The organism is Lactococcus protaetiae, from assembly GCF_006965445.1.
GTDB lineage: Bacteria > Bacillota > Bacilli > Lactobacillales > Streptococcaceae > Lactococcus > Lactococcus protaetiae.
On the sequence record NZ_CP041356.1, the window covers coordinates 1,864,765 to 1,882,629 of the forward strand.

At 36.4% G+C, this 17,865-nt stretch carries 14 protein-coding genes and 2 pseudogenes; all 16 read right to left on the reverse strand.

Going from position 1 to position 17,865, the window contains the following annotated elements; all coding sequences use genetic code 11:
* Positions 1 to 121: 121 nt before the first annotated feature.
* Positions 122 to 454, reverse strand: a complete 333-nt coding sequence (locus FLP15_RS08920; protein WP_142766828.1) for an arsenic metallochaperone ArsD family protein — start codon at positions 452 to 454, stop codon at positions 122 to 124.
* A gap of 196 nt (positions 455 to 650) precedes the next feature.
* Positions 651 to 1,421 carry a nicotinamide riboside transporter PnuC gene (gene pnuC, locus FLP15_RS08925; RefSeq protein WP_142766829.1) on the reverse strand — a complete coding sequence of 257 codons (771 nt, stop codon included), beginning with the start codon at positions 1,419 to 1,421 and terminating at the stop codon, positions 651 to 653.
* Positions 1,422 to 1,439: 18 nt separating this feature from the next.
* Positions 1,440 to 2,570 (reverse strand): nicotinamide-nucleotide adenylyltransferase, encoded by a 1,131-nt coding sequence (locus FLP15_RS08930; RefSeq protein ID WP_142766830.1) that lies wholly within the window; start codon positions 2,568 to 2,570, stop codon positions 1,440 to 1,442.
* 75 nt (positions 2,571 to 2,645) lie between these two features.
* Positions 2,646 to 3,215, reverse strand: a complete 570-nt coding sequence (locus FLP15_RS08935) for an NUDIX domain-containing protein (protein ID WP_142766831.1) — start codon at positions 3,213 to 3,215, stop codon at positions 2,646 to 2,648.
* Positions 3,216 to 3,573: 358 nt separating this feature from the next.
* On the reverse strand, positions 3,574 to 4,641 hold the full coding sequence (locus FLP15_RS08940) for an ABC transporter substrate-binding protein (protein ID WP_142766832.1): 1,068 nt from the start codon (positions 4,639 to 4,641) through the stop codon (positions 3,574 to 3,576).
* 20 nt (positions 4,642 to 4,661) lie between these two features.
* Positions 4,662 to 5,461: pseudogene (locus FLP15_RS08945) on the reverse strand (ABC transporter permease).
* 67 nt (positions 5,462 to 5,528) lie between these two features.
* Positions 5,529 to 6,311, reverse strand: a pseudogene (locus FLP15_RS08950) (ABC transporter permease); the annotation flags it as partial.
* Complete coding sequence (locus tag FLP15_RS08955; RefSeq protein ID WP_142766834.1) at positions 6,308 to 7,642, reverse strand: ABC transporter ATP-binding protein; 1,335 nt, start codon at positions 7,640 to 7,642, stop codon at positions 6,308 to 6,310. The pseudogene FLP15_RS08950 and the gene FLP15_RS08955, both read right to left, overlap by 4 nt.
* A gap of 630 nt (positions 7,643 to 8,272) precedes the next feature.
* A complete protein-coding gene (gene murB, locus FLP15_RS08960) occupies positions 8,273 to 9,172 on the reverse strand; it encodes a UDP-N-acetylmuramate dehydrogenase (RefSeq protein ID WP_142766835.1) in 900 nt (299 codons plus the stop codon).
* A gap of 72 nt (positions 9,173 to 9,244) precedes the next feature.
* Positions 9,245 to 9,844 (reverse strand): hypothetical protein, encoded by a 600-nt coding sequence (locus FLP15_RS08965; RefSeq protein ID WP_142766836.1) that lies wholly within the window; start codon positions 9,842 to 9,844, stop codon positions 9,245 to 9,247.
* 767 nt (positions 9,845 to 10,611) lie between these two features.
* Positions 10,612 to 11,496 carry a homoserine kinase gene (gene thrB, locus FLP15_RS08970; protein WP_142766837.1) on the reverse strand — a complete coding sequence of 295 codons (885 nt, stop codon included), beginning with the start codon at positions 11,494 to 11,496 and terminating at the stop codon, positions 10,612 to 10,614.
* Between the two features lie 529 nt (positions 11,497 to 12,025).
* Complete coding sequence (locus FLP15_RS08975; RefSeq protein ID WP_142766838.1) at positions 12,026 to 13,309, reverse strand: homoserine dehydrogenase; 1,284 nt, start codon at positions 13,307 to 13,309, stop codon at positions 12,026 to 12,028.
* Positions 13,310 to 13,616: 307 nt separating this feature from the next.
* Positions 13,617 to 14,258 carry a deoxynucleoside kinase gene (locus FLP15_RS08980; protein WP_142766839.1) on the reverse strand — a complete coding sequence of 214 codons (642 nt, stop codon included), beginning with the start codon at positions 14,256 to 14,258 and terminating at the stop codon, positions 13,617 to 13,619.
* 496 nt (positions 14,259 to 14,754) lie between these two features.
* A complete protein-coding gene (locus FLP15_RS08985; protein ID WP_142766840.1) occupies positions 14,755 to 16,035 on the reverse strand; it encodes a bifunctional folylpolyglutamate synthase/dihydrofolate synthase in 1,281 nt (426 codons plus the stop codon).
* Between the two features lie 239 nt (positions 16,036 to 16,274).
* Positions 16,275 to 16,787: an NUDIX domain-containing protein gene (locus FLP15_RS08990; protein ID WP_142766841.1), complete on the reverse strand. Its 513-nt coding sequence runs from the start codon at positions 16,785 to 16,787 to the stop codon at positions 16,275 to 16,277.
* Positions 16,787 to 17,860 (reverse strand): dihydropteroate synthase, encoded by a 1,074-nt coding sequence (folP, locus tag FLP15_RS08995; protein WP_142766842.1) that lies wholly within the window; start codon positions 17,858 to 17,860, stop codon positions 16,787 to 16,789. Before folP ends, FLP15_RS08990 begins: the two co-directional genes overlap by 1 nt.
* Between the last annotated feature and the right edge of the window lie 5 nt (positions 17,861 to 17,865).

The following is a 17,865-nucleotide window of genomic DNA, read 5'->3' on the forward strand; positions in this document are numbered from 1 at the left end:
CTTGTAATACTATTCGACTAGATTTCTTACCTTACAGCCTTAAAGTAAGTCTAGTACCGTACTGACAAACAAAAAACATTGCTGACAGAAATTTGTCAGTAATGTTTTTATTTGCGACCAATCAATGACCACCACATGAACAATTTTCACAATTATCACCACAACCGCCAACGTTTTGAAAACTGATTCCTGTAATTTCCGTCAAATCATCAATTGTTGGATACTCACCAATCAGCACAACCTCTCCATCAACAAGCGTAAGTGGGAGCGTATCCTCTTTTTGCAACATTTGCATGACTTGCGGATAACGAGTAAATGCTTCTGGCTGATTCATCAAATTATAACGTTTCATCGTTAGCCCATCACCATTTTGAAATGCAGCGAGAATTTGTGTCAACTCCATCATTTCCATGTTAAAATCGGGGATTTTTGCTTCGAATAATTCTATTAACATCTATTTTTTCCTAATCTTTTAGATAAAAAACGCTATCCCCAACCGAAGAGATAACGTTGTGAAACCGTTTAAAATTTCTACAAATAGATTGTATCACTATTTTACGAGCTTTGCAAGATAAAAAAATAAAGCAAAAAACTTGGTCAGTATACTGACAATAATTCTGTCAGTGCTGACCAAGTTATAAAAAGCCCTCTTATATCTTTTGAGCTTCCACTTCTTGCATCGCATCCTTTGTAAACCAAAGATACGCACCATAAAAGGCATTAATAAGCATTGCAATTTGAAGAATGAACATTCCCAAAAAAGAATTTCCCGAACTTTGCCAAGTATTAAACCAAATCGTTACATTAATCACATCAATCAAAATCCAGCCAATCCACTGACTACGATAACCATAAGTCATGAGAAGTTGACTAATAATCGCTAAAGGAAGCAAGGTAGCATCCAAGAAGATTTGTTGCCCTCCCAAATGATGGCTTGTCAAAAGAACAATACCATAAATTACCGCAAAACCACCAATAGCCAAAAGTGCCTTACCTATAGTGATTTTTTTAGGAGTGACTTCTGTTCCATGCGTTTCAGATAAATCTTTTTGCCAAGCATAGATGCCAATAAACTGCATCACCAGATAATAGCTTTGGGAAAACATATCTCCAACAAGATGTGCATGCGCAGCAACAATAAACCAAAAAATCGTAGAAATTAATCCAAAAGTATAATTTGTCAAACGACCTCGATTGACCAAAATCAAATTGACAATGGTAAACAGTTCAACAATAAGTATAAGATTACTCATCATATCAAAAGTTCCAGAAAAAAGATAAGCGATAATCTGTGAAAAGAGTAAAATTGCCAATAAGATATAATCTCTGATAGAGAGGGTGGTCAACTCTTTTATTATCACTTTAGGGTTAAAGCTATTGCTCATTCCTTGAGATAAAATCTTTAATTTTGTATTCATCATATTTTCCTCTAAAATTTTCTATTTTAAATGTTCAATCTTTATATTTAAACGGACTTCTATTGCTTTAATCGCTTGCTGGTAACGAAGATAAAATCCTTCCTGAGAGTTTTTACCTTGTTTGTCTAGTAAAACAATCTTATCCTCAAAACCATACTGTTTGAAATACCATAACAGCTTATTGTGATATTCCATCCGACTTGTTTGCCACTCCATATTCCTAAAACCATCATCTACATAATCTGTTATAGGTGGGATAATCAAAATTAAATCAAAATTCTCTTTAGCAATTATAATATCAAATAAATCTTTCAGCCGCTCATTTTCTTCTTTTGAAAGATAAAGATCCGCATAAGTCTGTGTAACAATTGCATCTGTATCAAAGAAAGTAATACCATTATTTGACGGACTGCAAATTTCCTTATAATTTGCCGCACTCTGTCCCAATATAAAATTAGCATAACCGGTTGCTTTCAGTTCTTCATCAGTAATATTCGCCTCTTCTTCATAAAATCTAGCATATTCCTCCGAAAAGGGCGCATTGATGGAGCGTGCTAAACGCCGAGTTAGCGTTGATTTTCCTGTACTCGCAGAGCCAGCAATCAATACTTTTTTAGTAAAATGACGGCGAAAAGCACGATTAATTTTGTCCCAATGTTTCATAGGATCTTCCCTAATCTCTGCGGCCGATATCTCAATCATTTGTCGATTTTGCATTTCCACAGTAAAGTTTGACGGAAGACGTTTTTTAAAATCATCAATATACTCAGTTTCGCTCACATAAAGTGTGAAGTTGACAGATTCAAAATCTTCTACAATGCTTTCTTTAACAATCGTTATCAAAGCTTTGCTCCACTCTTCCCAACCCTTTGGATATTCTGATATCCCATTTTCATTTAGCATGGCCACGCGTAGATTTAGTTCATCATTATAAGCTTCACGAAGATAACGGAAACGCTTCTCCAATGAAAGACCTATTTTATCACCTCTATCTCCATCATAGCCTGTTACAATGACAAGTCCAGCATCGTTATTCATTAAAGTCTTATAAATCAATTGCTGATGTCCAACATGAAGTGGAGCAAACGCTCCAAATGTTAATCCAATCTGTTTTCCTTTCAGTTTTTGTTTATTAATATTTTTAGTTTCCAATATTCATTTCTCCTTTTAGGTATTTTATACTTTTATTATTTCAAAGACGAAACGAGCGCAGCGCACTCGCCATTCTTATTTCCTAAAACTTAAAATCTTTTTAGGTCTTCCTGGACTCTTAGGCTTTTTACCAAATCGACCTGTATCCATAAGAATAGGATTATTTTTCACGTAAATCTTCACAAAATTCCCCGTCGAATAACTTTCAAATTTTTCATCGAAGTACTTTAAAACTTTTAAAGCATCCGTGGAAAGAAATTCCTCTCCTAAAACATGCAAAATATCAGGAGTGACATCTAAACTTTCTTTGATGCGTTTGAAAGTAGTTAAAATAATATCTTTATGGTCAAAGGCTAAATCATCGAGAGAGACGTACGCTTGGGGATGAAGAAACTCCAACTCTCCATCTTTATTCCTATTTATTGTAAACCAACGTGCACTCCTTGCGTCATCACCAGCGATTGGAGTCACAAAAGGATATAGAAAAGTCGCATGAGCAACAGAGATTATCCATTGTCGCGGATCACGGTTGGGGTCAGTAAACGCTCCAATCTGCCACATTTGATTATCCTGAGTAAGTTCAACCCCTGTTTCTTCTTTGGTTTCACGTAAAGCTGCTTCTTTCGCAGATTCACTAGCATCCACAAATCCCCTACCAAAGCGAACTTTCCTTTGAAAGGGTGTGCTTTACGCTCAATTAACAAAATTTTTAATTGATTATCACTAGGATCAAAACCAAAAATAACATTATCAATCGTCATGGCTGGTTTCTCGTAACTTTTCCAGTCCTGACTTTTATACCAGGCAAGATATTCTTTTTCACTTGCCTTTGTCTCATAGTATTTTTTTTCTTCTTCCATGATAAAAGTATATCATACCTATATCTTGTTGTCAATAATTAAGTATGTTATACTTTTATATATTAGTAAAAAAGTCCAACTATCTCTTGATAAAATTGGACTCATTCACTATTTTTATAATAAAATGTTGTATCTCAAGTTTTTTATTTATGCATCTTAAATTCCAAATACAAATCATTGTAAAAACCTGTCCAATAAGGACTTAAATTTTTATAGGCTTCATCATCTTTAATGACAGATTCATCAGGGTAAAATTCTTTGTCATTACGCACATCCTTTGGCAATAGGGCTTTAGCCTTCATATTTGGTGTAGAGTAACCCACCCATTCCGCATTTTGAGCTGCATTTTTAGGCTCCTGCATAAAATTGATAAAGGCATAGGCTCCTTTAACATTTTTAGCAGTTTTAGGAATAGCCAGATTATCATACCAAATATTTGTTCGCTCTGGAATGACATAATGCAAATGACTGTTCTCTGAAGTCATTTCAGCTGCTTGCCCACTGTAGACTACTGCCATAGGCGTCTCATTGTTAACCATATAATTCATGATTTCATCGCCTAAAATTGCTTTTACATTCGGTGTTAATTTAAGTAAATCTTGATAGGCAATATCAAGTTCCTTTTTATTAGTTGTATTGAGCGAGTAGCCTTGTTTACTCAAAACCATTGCCATGACATCACGGACACTATCAGTCAGCAAAATAGAGTTTTTATAAGCAGGTGACCAAATATCATTCCAGACTTTTGGTGGATTTTTCACTGTTTTATCATTATAAACAATCCCTAAAGTTCCCCAAAAATAAGGCACAGAATATTGGTTGTCAGGGTCAAATGCAGGATTGAGTAACTTAGGGTCGTCATCATTCAAGCCGTTGATTTTTTTATGGTCAAGCTTCATGAGCAGATGTTCTTTTGCCATTTTCTCAATCATATAGTCAGAAGGCACAACAATATCATAAGCTGTTCCGCCTTGTTTCACTTTCGCGTACATCGCCTCATTTGAGTCAAAGGTCATGTAGTTCACTTTATACCCTGTTTGCTTTTCAAACTTTGTAATCAAAGCAGGATCAATATATTCGCCCCAGTTAAAAATAGTTAGACTATTATTGGCTGTTTTTAATCCATCTGCAGCTTTCATACGATTGGTTGCAAAACCAAGTAGCACTGTAATTGCCACAATTCCTAAAAAGAAATAAAGTAATTTTTTCAATTGATTCTCCAATCTATCTTTTAAGTCAAATTCGGAGATTTTCCGACCGTATCAGAGTCCCTCATAATAAAATAATACCCTATTACTAGTACAATTGAAAAGAGAAATACAATCGCAGATAAAGCATTGATTTCTAACGATATTCCTGCGCGTGCACGAGAATAGATTTCAACAGACAAAGTTGTAAAATCATTCCCAGTTACGAAGAATGTAACTGCAAAATCATCAAGCGAGTAAGTAAAGGCCATGAAGAATCCTGCAATAATCCCTGGTGTCAAATAAGGAAGCACAATTTCACGCAAAGTCTGTGAAGGGGTCGCCCCAAATCATTAGCCGCATCAACCAGTGATTTGTCCATTTCTTGATAGAGTGGCATTACCATTAACACGACAATCGGAATAGAAAAGGCAATATGACTTAAAAGGACTGAAACAAAACCAAGTTGCATTCCAATCATTGTGAAGAGAATTAAGAAAGAGGCACCAATAACAACATCTGGTGAAACCATCAAAACATTGTTTAAACCTAATAAAACATCACGTCCTCTATCCTTTAGTCTAACAATATACATTGCTCCAAATGTTCCAATCAAGGTAGCAATAAGCGAACTTAAAAAAGCCAGAAAGAAAGTCTGAACAACAATCAAAATTAAACGTTGGTCCGCAAACAACTCTTTAAAATTATCTAATGTAAAACCTGTAAATTTACTCATATCACCGCCGGCATTGAAAGCATAGAAAATAAGATAAAAAATGGGAGCATACAAAAGGACGAGTACAAAAGCAAGGTAGATTTTTCCAACAGGACGTTTATTTTGCATGAGTTTCCTCCGTTTCTTTTATTGATTTAGCACTCCATTTCTTCTTTGACGGAGACGATGTATGAATTCTTTTTTCTTTAGTCAGTCGCATGACAAGCAACATGGCAATAACAAGGACAACAGCAATGGTTGAACCCATTCCCCAATTTTGCGTTGTCAAAAAATGCTCTTCTACCGCTGTACCCAGTGTAATCACTTTATTACCACCAATCAGACGTGTTAACATGAAGAGTGAAAGACTGGGAATAAACACAGCCTGAACTCCAGCACGTACCCCATTGAGCGAAAGCGGCCAAATAATCTGAGTAAAGGTTTGTAACTTTGAAGCTCCTAAATCACTGCCGGCTTTTACCAGATTTTCATCTAGGTCATTAAGTGCATTAAAAATAGGTAAAACCATGAAGGGAATTGAAATATAGCTTGCAACAAGAATGAAACTTGCATCCGTAAATAGAAGCTGCGGACGTCCAAGACCAATAAAACTCAAAAATCCATCAACAGAGCCATATTTACCAAAAATTCCAATGAAGGCATAAGCTTTAAGCAAAAGGTTAACCCACGTAGGTAATATAATCAGCATCAACCAAAATTGCTTCATTTTAAGTTTTGTCAATACATAGGCAGCGGGATAACTAATCACTAGTGTTACGACAGTGATGATCAAAGCATAAATGACTGAATTCCAAGTCATCATCAGATAAGTTCCACTCGTGAAATACAAGATATAGTTTGCTAAAGTAAAATGACCATTCAAATCAAACAAAGACTGCCAAAATAGCATCACAAGAGGAACGATAACAAAGAGGAAAATCCAGAGAAAATAAGGAATAGAGTAGATACGCTTGGTCATCGTGGCAACACCCCGCTGTCTTCTACTCTATCATCATTTGGGATTTGCGAGTTCTTATTTCCTGTTTGTTCTTGTTCATTTTCTGCTTCTTGCTTATGCAGAATTTCATTGACCGTTTCAGCAAGTTCTGTGAGTTCCATCGTATTCTCTAATGCTTCTTTAACAGCTTCTTGAATAGCTGCTTCTTCCTCGGCATTCTCCTCTTCGACGGCATTGGCAAGTCCAATCGTTTGTTCTTCTTCCTCTACGTATTCTTCAATACGAGCATCAAATTCTTCTTCCGTCTCGTTGAGACGCATGATATGGATTGCTTCAGGTTCGAAATCAACACCAACAGTTTCACCCACAATGGCACGGTGTGTGGAATGGATAAGCCATTCATTGCCAAATGAATCATAGGCAACAATTTCGTAGTGAACACCGCGGAAGAGCTGTGTATCAACTTTGACATTAAATTTACCTTCGTCTGGCAGAGTAAACCAGATGTCTTCTGGACGAATGACGACTTCAATCGCTTCATTTTTGCGCATCCCACCATCAACAGCTTCAAACTGTTGTCCGTTAAACTCAACAAGGTAGTCTTTAATCATCTTACCATTTAAGATGTTGGACTCTCCAATAAAATCTGCAACGAAGTGATTGATTGGTTCATCATAAATATCCGTTGGTGTACCAGATTGGACGATTTCTCCCTCATTCATGATAAAAATCCAATCTGACATGGCGAGGGCTTCTTCTTGGTCATGAGTAACGAAGATGAAAGTAATGCCCAAAGATTGCTGAAGTTCTCGCAGTTCATATTGCATATCTTTTCTGAGCTTCATGTCAAGTGCTGACAAGCTTTCATCAAGCAAGAGAACTTTGGGACGGTCGATAATAGCGCGTGCAATGGCGACACGTTGTTTTTGACCACCAGAGAGTTTTGCAATAGAACGATTTTCGTAGCCTTCTAGTCGTACCATTTTAAGAGCTTGCGAAACACGTGTCGCAATTTCTTTTTTATCTACACTTTTTATTTTGAGTGCAAAAGCAACATTGTCAAAAACATTCATATTTGGGAAGAGCGCATAACTTTGGAATATTGTATGAACATCTCGTTTGTTCGCTGGCAAATCGTTGATTCGTTTACCATCAAGAATGATGTCACCGGAAGTAGCATCCAAAAGTCCTGCAATAATATTGAGGATGGTTGATTTTCCAGAACCAGATGCACCCAAAAGAGTGTAGAATTTACCTTCTTCAATCTCAAAAGAAACGTTTTTTAGCACGGTAGTATTACTATCTGCATAAGTCTTTGTGACTTCTTTAAATTCGATGATGTTTTTTGTCATTTTATTAAATATTCCTTTGAAAATAATAAAAACCAAGTGCAATACACACTTGGTTAACATTCAATATTTAATAGCCAAAAAGGCATAAATTCCGAGTAGAATCTGTTTTGCAGAAGAACCTGAAATACTTTATTGATGCGCACAAGCGTGTTTTTCTTGGGTGAGGCTTTTCATCCTCATAACTGAGTTTACAGTTAATCAATAAGGCAACAAAAGTCGCCAATTTCGGCTTTTGACCCGGCTGTCCGTCTGGCCTTGGCTCAAATTTACTGACAGACTATTGTGTCAGTAAATTTTATTTCTGTCAGTATACTGACAACTCTGTCATTCGCTGATTCAATACCCGTTTTAATTGTATTGAACTGACAAAGTTTTATGAGCGGTCAAATCTTCTGTTTACACAGAACAGAATTAATTATAGCTTAAAATTTATAATTTATCAAGTTGAAAAATGAAGTCAAGACTTATTCAGTGGGAGTTTCGTAAAACATTTGTCCATTTTCTCTAGTCGCTGAAGCGACTGATAAAAGAGCAACTCACCACTGAATTTAGTCGAACGAAATTCGAAGCATAGTGCTGCTTTTCCCTACCTAAGAGGTAGGGGTATTAGCACGCACTGCTTTGATGAACTTATTTTTCCCCAATAATACGTACTTCTGGCTCAAGTATAATTCCTGAATGAGCATGAACTTTTTCAATCACATCTGCAATCAATTGCTCGTAGTCTGTTGCTGTACCAGAGTTTACATTTACCATGAAGCCAGCGTGTTTTGTGCTGACTTCTACACCCCCTATACGTGTTCCTTGCAACTTAGCTTCTTGAATCAATTGACCGGCAAAATGTCCTTCTGGTCGCTTAAAAACAGAACCACAGCTTGGATATTCAAGCGGTTGTTTGCTTTCACGAAGGAAATTCAAACGATTCATCTCATTTTGTATCTGAATAGGGTCTCCTGCTTGAAGTTCAAACTTGGCAGAAAGCACAATGAGATTTTCATCTCGAATAATCGAATGACGATAACCAAACTTCATTTCATCAGCTGTCAGTACTGACAGATTTCCGTCAATATCAATCACTTTGCAGCTGACAAGAACTTGTGAAATTTCACCACCATAAGCACCAGCATTCATAAATACTGCACCACCGATTGAGCCAGGAATACCACAAGCAAACTCAAAGCCTGAAAGTGCATTTTGTTGTGCAATTTGAGTGACTTCTTTTAGCGTACTGCCAGCTTGTGCCTCAATTGTAAAACCTGCAACATTCACGCGTTTTAGCTTTTCAAGTAAGATGACGATTCCACGAATTCCACCATCTCGGACAATGAGATTAGAAGCATTTCCAAGCACAGTGATTGGCACACTCATCTGCTTTGCCAGTTGTAGCAATGTTGTCAGAGCCTCAATGCTAGAAGGGAAAACTAAAATATCGGCTGGTCCTCCCACTTTAGTATAAGTATATTTTGACAGGGGTTCATCAAATTTAACCAGTAAATCTGGAATTTTTTCAAATTCTATTTGTTTTAACATAGCATTATTTTATCATTTTCTTGCGACATTGACAATTTGTCTTATGCTATGACCCATTCTTTATAGTATGGCTTAACTTTTTGCCTTGATTTTATTTTTCAGTAAAAATGGTTTTGCTCGATCAAAAACATCAATTGGAAACGCTTTGCTCAGCACATTACACAAGCCCAAAGCTAGATTGAAATCAATAAAACTATGAACTAATCCACCAAAACCGATCAATAGTAAAAAGTTGAAAAGCGCATGTTGGTCAAGTGTTGCAAAACCAAAAGCATAGAAAACATAGACAATAAATGCTTCTAACCCTGCATGAAAAATACCTAGGATAACATTAAAAACTTGAATTTTGACCTTCTGATGAATAATTTCTGGATGTTTTTTCAAGAAATATGCACCTGCCGTCATTACGATGATATGCATTGCAGCACGCAACCAAATCGTTGGTACAGGTGTGCTAATCATGAATCCAATCGTTGTTCCAATGGCAACAAACGCTGTCATCACAGGGCTGAAAAACATTGCAGCCATAACAGGAACGTGTGACGCGAGTGTAAATGAAGCGGGGCCGATGATGATTTTTGCAGGCATTATTGCAGGGATTAAGATACCCAGAGCAGTAAGCATTGCGGCAATAACCAGATTTCTTACTTTGACTTTACTTGTTTGATTCATTAGTAAGCTCCTTTAAGATATGAGTTCGACTGCTCTGAAAGGTTGAAAAATAGGAAAGATGGAGATGGACACATTCCATTGGAACATTTTATCTATTTTCACTAATTTCAAGCGCACCGAACTCAATTAAATAAGATGCGAGGGGCGCTCGTCCTGAAATTAGGGAAATTAGGAAATTACAGGTTCGTGTGGAAGCACGGTTCTGGAATTTATCTATTTTCGCTAATTTCAAGCGCACCGAACTCAATTAAATAAGATGTGATTTAGCACAACTTTTTGCACCAAATGATATACGACTAATTTTTTATCTCAATACAAAATTTAACTTAGCAGCACTAAGCTCCGCTTTCGTTCTACTTCCTTAAGGTCTTAGCGAAATCGACAGCGTAGGAAAGCGGAGATAGAGCGAATGGATAACGAAGCGAAGCGGAGATGTGAGGTTGTGTCCTAACATTGGTGGGGGAGAAAGAATCCCCACCAATGAAGTAATCACTTCAAAATTTCAATCTAATGATAATATAGAAGGTGCTGAGATAAAAAATTATGAGGACGACAAAAGTTTCTCATTTAATGCTCATAATTATAAAATAATATAAAATGCTTTGTTATTACTTTTTAATCATTTAAAAATTACAATGCGAAACCGTATATATAACAGAATAGAACAAAAGTTAGTGATATACTTCTCATTCTTTTTCCTTTAATGATTATATCATTTTATTTATAAAATAATCAAAAAAATCTGTAAAAGAATACAGATTTTTAATTCAATGTTCAGTTTTTAAGCCCATTTTATCAATTTCAAGTGAATAAAGCTGTCCAGTTAATTGCTTGTCCTGATGAATTTGTTCTGTCAGTACTGACAGAACTTTGTCAGCACATAACATCATGATTGTCGGCCCAGCACCGCTCAAATAAGTACCATAAGCACCGTATGCTCTTCCGATTTTTCTTAAAATATCTAACTCTGGGACAAGATTAGCACGATAAGGTTCATGAAAACGGTCACGCTCCATTATTTTCCCTGCTGACAATAAATCTCCTGTCAAAAGATTTGCTGTCAGCACATTAGCAATTGAGCTTGCACTTACAGCTTCTTTATAGCTCAATTGTTTAGGTAGAACCTTGCGACTATCCATTGTCTTCAATTCATAATTTGGCACAAAAGCCAAAAGTTTACAGACTGGAAATTCTGCACATACCGCATCAGTATGATGATTACTCGTTGTCGCAATGACAAGATTTCCCAAAAGTGCTGGTGCCACATTATCAGGATGACCTTCAATCTGAGTGGCAAGTTCTAGCTTCTCATCAATCGTCAGATTGAGTTGCGCCAATTGATTTGCCAATTCGATACCTGCAATGATTACTGAACTTGAAGAACCTAAACCTCGAGCTAGTGGAATCTCAGACGTCATTTTTAAATGATATTTCTCTGATAAAACAACATTTTTTACTGACAGAACTTCTGTCAAAGTTGTCAGCAATAAATTTCGTTCGTCAGTTGGAATATTTTCACCTAAATCATGCTCAATATACCAAGAATTAGAAATACCAAGAATCTCAACAGTAAGATACAAATTTACTGCAATCCCGATAGAATCAAAACCGGCACCCAAATTTGCTGAAGTTGCTGGAACAATAATTTTCATCTCAATTTCCTATCTATTTTAACCATGTAAAAACCACTCTACTTTCTCGTATTTCTAGAAGTATTCTATTAAAGCTGTGAATTCAACTCGTCCTGCTTTTGACGACGCCCCAGCTTTGCATTCATTTAATTGCCACTTCGCCTTGCGATTTTATCAAAACAAGTGCGTGCTAACTCCCCTACCTCTTAGGTAGGGGATGAAGCAGCACTAACTTTGAATTTCGTCCGACTAAATTCAGTGGGGAGTTGCCCTTTTATCAGTCGCTTCAGCGACTAGAGAAAATGGACAAATGTTTTACGAAACTCCCACTGAATAAGTCTTGACTTCATAAGATAGCCGTTTGCACTAAAGCAGCAACGGATATGCTAGCTGTTTCACCTAGCGGCTTAGTAAAATCAACAGCGTAACGAAGCGGAGCAACGTAAATGGTCAAGCGCTTGACAGTGTGAGTGAGGGGACACTGTCAAGGTTGTGTATGAAGCAAGCAGAGTTTGTCTCAAAGCGTAGTTCGACAAAAAAGCAACGTCTATTAATAAATCACTTTGAAAGAATTAAGTAGAGAAAAATCTACTTCACGATTTAATTTCTCCCGTATATTTTTTAGCTGCACTTGATTAAGCGAATGACAAATAATAGCAACAATGGCACGTTTACCATCACCTTTTTGCTGTAATACTTGTTCAAAAGAAGCATCTTCACTTGTAAAAATTTTAACTAATCTTAAAAATTGCCCTGTAGAATCGGGTGTTTCAATTGAAAAATAATATTTATTTTTAACATTCTCAGGTTTAGCAAGTTTTGTTTTTCGTGAATATTCATTAAAACTTTTCCCAATTGTTCCATCATTCATCCGTTTTACCACTCGGATAATATCTGCTAAAACACTCGTAATCGTTGGCTTTTGCCCAGCACCTGGACCATAAAACATTGACTCACCAATCCCTAAAGATTCAATGAATACAGCATTCATCACTCCACTAACACTTGAAAGCGGATGAGTTTTTGGAATAAACGTTGGGCTCACTTCTGCAAAAATCCCTGATTCAACTTCGACAATTTCACCTACAAGTTTAATGACATAACCTAATTGCTGTGCAATTTCTACATCGCTCTTATCAATCTCACGAATCCCACTATGTTGAACTTCTGATGCCGAAAGCGACATTCCAAAAGCAAATTCACTCAAAATCGCTAATTTATAGCCAGCATCTATACCATCCACGTCATTCGTTGGATCTGACTCAGCATAACCCAATTCTTGTGCCACTTGCAACGCTTCATCATAAGACCATGCCTCTTCTACCATTTTACTCATCATGAAATTACTCGTTCCATTGACAACGCCTAAAAGTCGAGTAATTTTGTCAGAAGCATATGAATTAGCAAGAGTCCGCAAGATTGGAATACCACCAGCAACAGCCGCCTCATAGTATAGCGCAACATGATTTTCTTTCGCCAAAGCTCTTAATTCTGTCCCATGAATCGCAAGTAAATCCTTGTTTGCTGTCACTACATTTTTTCCAGCAGAAAGTGCTTGTGAGATATAAGTTCTCGCAGGCTCCAAACGTCCCATCAACTCAACGACAATAGAAATACTGTCATCTTGTAAAATTTCATTCATGGACAAAACAAAAGGATAATCAAAACCATTTGCTCTTGCCTGTTCAATCGCTTCTTGATTTCTCAATAAAACCTTGGAAATCACAATCTTTTTTTCTAAAATCATCTCCAATTTTTGTTGATTTTCCAAAAGTAGTTCAGGAAGTCCAGACCCCACTGTTCCAAATCCTAGTAATGCTATATTTATCGTCATATCATTTCTCCATAAAACATAAGATTTCTAAATATTATATCATTTTATCAATAAATTTACTGATTATTCTATAACTAATTTGTTATAAAAGATAACAACGAATTAACATTGCCCTCTAATTTCATAACACAAAAACAATATCATAACAGCCATTTACCTTTGTCACGCTCACTATTTCCACACGTCGATGTAAACACCTTTTATCCAGCCGCTAAAGCTAAAACGTCTGAAAATAGGCACACTAGTTGCAGTTAGCACTAACCAACCATATAAATCATGCAAAAAAATCTGTCAGTATACTGACAGATTATAGTAAATCCAATTTTTTCAACTCATTATCGATTTGAGATAAAACAGCATCCAAATCTTTAGGATTATTCACAAAATCAATTCGATCACCATCAATTCGTAATTTAGGAGATACATCATATTGATTGAACCAATCTGGATATTCTCCATGAACTTGATGATAATATTCCTTCAAAGCAGGTTGTCCATCAATTTGTTCAAAAGAACGACCTCGCTGCGAAATACGTGACAGCATTGTATCAAATGATACGTCAATATAAACGAGCAAATCAGGACGTTTTTTAGGCATTCCCTCTAGCTCTTCAAGCATATTGGCAAGCAGTTCTTTATAAATATCAAGCTCAGTCTTCGTCACATTTCCATTTTTATAATTCAAAGTCAAAAATAACTCATCTTCAAAAATCGAACGATCCAGAACATTATTATCCTCACGATAAGCCATTTTAATTGACTCAAATCGCTTATTTAAAAAGTAAATTTGCAACAAAAAAGCATACTTTTTAGGGTCTTGGTAGTAAAGGTCAAGCACAGGATTATTATCAACCGCTTCATAGAAAACATCCGTTTGTAAATGTTCTCCCAAAGCCTTTGCAAGACTTGATTTACCCGCTCCAATAGTACCTGCTAATACGATCAAAATTCTATTTTCCTCCTCTTATGATTCATTAAATGAAAAATCAATCTCTTGAAAACAAAAGATACAAGAATCATATTTTATCCTTATTCAAAAATCATTTTACTGACTCACTCATCTCATTGAAGTGATTACTTCATCAGTGAGATTCTTTCTCTCCCACTGATGTTAGGGTACAACCTCACATCAAAGATATGAGGTCACCCTGTCCCTGAAGTCTAAGCGCTAAAGCGCTAAGACCCTAGGGCAGTAGAACGAAAGCAAAGCTTGCCATTTCGCCTTATCGCTTCAGCGAGTTGCGACTTCGACTAGGCACGTTCGTGCCGTAGCGAGAATCGACAGCGAAGCAAAGCGGAGATAGAGCGAATGGACAGCGTAGCGAAGCGGAGATAGTGCTGCTTATCCCTCCACCTAAAAGAGGTGGGGATTTAGCAGACACTTGCTTAGTTAAAGTCAGCCTAATATATTATAGCTCAAAATTCAAATTTTATGCCATTCAAAGTTATCCATTCAATAAAAATTCTCGCACTTGTGATGAAAAGTAGAGAGAACCTGTAATAAGCAGCACCTCATCCTCTTTTAACATCTTTTTCATTCTCACCAAAGCAAGTTGCCAGCTTGGAGCCAACTCCACATCATCATCCTCAAGATAGCGAAAATCTTCTAAATGTAGTGCCTTTGGATAATCAAAAGTCGTCAAAATTAACCGAGAATTTTCAACCGTTTGAAGCATCTTAACCATTTGTGCAATATCCTTTGTATTAATTGCAGAAAAGATAATGGTAATCTTCTTACCACAAAATTCAGTTTTCAAATTTTGTAACAACCGTTCCATTGCATGGACATTATGTGCACCATCTAGCAAAACAAGAGGCTTTTCACCTAATTTTTCCATACGAGCAGGCCAATATGCCTTCTTTATTCCTTCTCTGATTTGTTGCACCGTTAACGAAATTCCCACTTTATCAGCATAAACAAGTGATAATTCAATTGCCATCGCCGCGTTCTCAATCTGATGTAAACCAGTCAACGATTTTTCAATATCCTCAATAATCTGTCCTGCCGAACAGAAATCAAAATGCTCATTTTTTTCTAATTCTACTCGATAGTCATATTTAAACTGATAAAGTCTAGCAACGTTTTTCCTAGCCGTTTCTAAAATAACCTGTAAAGCTTCATGAACGATATTACCAGTAACTACAGGAATACCAGGTTTGATGATTCCTGCTTTTTGCGCAGCAATCTCTTCTAAAGTTGAGCCTAGAATATCAATATGATCTAACCCAATCGTCGTGATACCAGAAACCACAGGTGTAATCACATTTGTACTATCTAACAAGCCACCCAAACCGACTTCAATAACTGCAATATCTACACTCTCATCAGCAAAGTATTTAAAGGCCATTGCTGTAATAATTTCAAACTCTGTAATTCCAGACAATTGCTCATCAACATCTAATTGCTCCACCAACGGCTTAATCAACTTCACATAATAAACTAATTTATCATCAGGGATAGGTTGGGCATTTATGCTCATCCGCTCACCAAAAGTTTCTATAAAAGGGCTAGTAAAAGACGCGACTTTAAATCCTGCTTGCATGAAAATAGAGCGCGTAAATGCAACCGTAGATCCTTTCCCATTAGTTCCTGCAATATGAATCATTGATAATTCATTTTCAGGATTTCCAAGGAGTTTGAGTAATGCCGCAACCCTACTTAAACCTGGTCGAATATTAAATTTCAAACGGGAATGAATCCATTCCACTGCTTCTTCAACAATCATTTTAATCCTCTAAGTTGTAAAACACCCGTGCATACTGAAAATAGGGTTTTCTATTCATTTTTATCAAAGCAAGTGCGTGCTATCTCCGCTTTGCTCCGCTGTCCATTTGATTGCCATTTGGCGTTGGCACTTTAGTGCCTTACAGTCAATGGTCATGCGAAGCTAGCTGCTAAAGCAGCAAGAGCAAATGGCAAAGCGCCTAGTCGGAATAGCAAGCTTCGAATTTAGTCTTGATTTCATCAAGACAAGTCCATTTTACTATATTGATAATACTTTCTAAATTCTTCTGGAGCATCTTGCTGAGCAAGTAGAAATACTGGTAACTCCGCTCTACTTGCTTGTTTAATACTTTTCTTCAAAAGATATCTAAAATCAATATGCAAATGAGCTTTTTCATTTTTTATTTCATTGAATGGTATCTTAATAAGATTAACATCAACGAGAATACCACCCATTTCAGCATAAAATCCTGTTTCTTCATGAAATTCACGGGCTGCTGTCTCTAGCGGAAATTCGCCTAGTTCTACGTGTCCAGCTGGAAGCAAAAGCTCTTTTTGATAAGGATGCTCAATAAAATATAATTGCTCAGCTTGAAAAACAAGGCTACTCGCAGAAAGTTGCAAGTCAGGATTTTTTCTTCCTCGAAGCTCTCCGTGTGCCGCTCTTAATAATTCAATAATTTCATCTATTTTTTTTGTATCTTCAAACTCTCGTAGTTTCTTAAGAGGTGAAATTAATTTTTCCTTATTCATCAAAAAGTTTTATAAAGTTCCACAGCATCAATTAAACGTTTTGTTTCCGCTACATCGTGTACCCGTAAAATCCTGCCACCTTCTAACATCATTTTTGCTTCAAACATTAAAGTAGAAAATAAACGTTCATCCACATCCACACCAAAAATATTACCCATAAAAGATTTTCTTGAGATAGCAATCATGACAGGTAAACCTAAACGTGTTAGAATCTCAGTTGTATTAATGCGTTGAACACTATCTGAACCAGATGGTCCAGTAAAAAATCCAACACCAGGATCAATACAAATCTGCTCTCTTTTGAGTCCCAGTCGAGAAAGTTCCCCTGATTTCTTCAAGAAAAACTGAGAAAGCTCTTCATAAACATTGTCGGCATAAGAAAATCCAGCCCGTCCATTATTCATTGCTACCACAGCAGGATGGTAATTTTCGACAACTTTAAGTTTATCAACGGTATCAAAACCATCAATATCATTAATAATGTCAACTCCCATATCCAAAGCACGTTCCATAACATAAGCTTCATCTGTATCAACAGCAAGGATAGCTTGAGGAAAGTTTCTTCTAATTTCCTTCAAAGGAGTTTCCAATCTCAACCATTCTTCCTCTGGGGTAATGTCTGAATATCCTGGACGAGAAGATTTACCTCCCAATTCAAGAACAGCAGCCCCATGATTAATGTCTGACTCAGCTCGTTTTAAAATATGGCTTAAAGTCAGATTTTCAGGGGCACCATCATAAAACGAATCTGGTGTAATGTTCAAGATAGAATAAACAATTGACTTTTTAGTCAAATCAAAACTAAAATTATTTCCTGACCAAATTAATTGATGGCGATGTAGAATGTTTTGAAGTTCTTGTTTATCAGAACTCGTCTGTAATGACTCTACAAATAATGAAAGCTCAAAAATATCAAAAGTTACAAGAATAGAGCGCTCTGTAAGCTGCACTTTATTGCCATTTCTATGTAACCTTTTCATCAATTCAGCTGCTTTTTTAGAACTTTCACATTCAAATTGTATCATGATATTTTTTAAAGAAAACTGGTCTTGATTTAATTCTATAATTTTCATAAATT

Coding starts and splice junctions, on each gene's coding strand:
- FLP15_RS08920 (WP_142766828.1), bottom strand. CDS start 454: ATGTTAATAGAATTATTCGAAGCAAAAATCCCCGATTTTAACATGGAA.
- FLP15_RS08990 (WP_142766841.1), bottom strand. CDS start 16,787: ATGAATAAGGAAAAATTAATTTCACCTCTTAAGAAACTACGAGAGTTT.
- thrB (WP_142766837.1), bottom strand. CDS start 11,496: ATGAAAATTATTGTTCCAGCAACTTCAGCAAATTTGGGTGCCGGTTTT.
- FLP15_RS08985 (WP_142766840.1), bottom strand. CDS start 16,035: ATGATTGTTGAAGAAGCAGTGGAATGGATTCATTCCCGTTTGAAATTT.
- pnuC (WP_142766829.1), bottom strand. CDS start 1,421: ATGATGAATACAAAATTAAAGATTTTATCTCAAGGAATGAGCAATAGC.
- FLP15_RS08975 (WP_142766838.1), bottom strand. CDS start 13,309: ATGACGATAAATATAGCATTACTAGGATTTGGAACAGTGGGGTCTGGA.
- FLP15_RS08955 (WP_142766834.1), bottom strand. CDS start 7,642: ATGACAAAAAACATCATCGAATTTAAAGAAGTCACAAAGACTTATGCA.
- murB (WP_142766835.1), bottom strand. CDS start 9,172: ATGTTAAAACAAATAGAATTTGAAAAAATTCCAGATTTACTGGTTAAA.
- folP (WP_142766842.1), bottom strand. CDS start 17,860: ATGAAAATTATAGAATTAAATCAAGACCAGTTTTCTTTAAAAAATATC.
- FLP15_RS08965 (WP_142766836.1), bottom strand. CDS start 9,844: ATGAATCAAACAAGTAAAGTCAAAGTAAGAAATCTGGTTATTGCCGCA.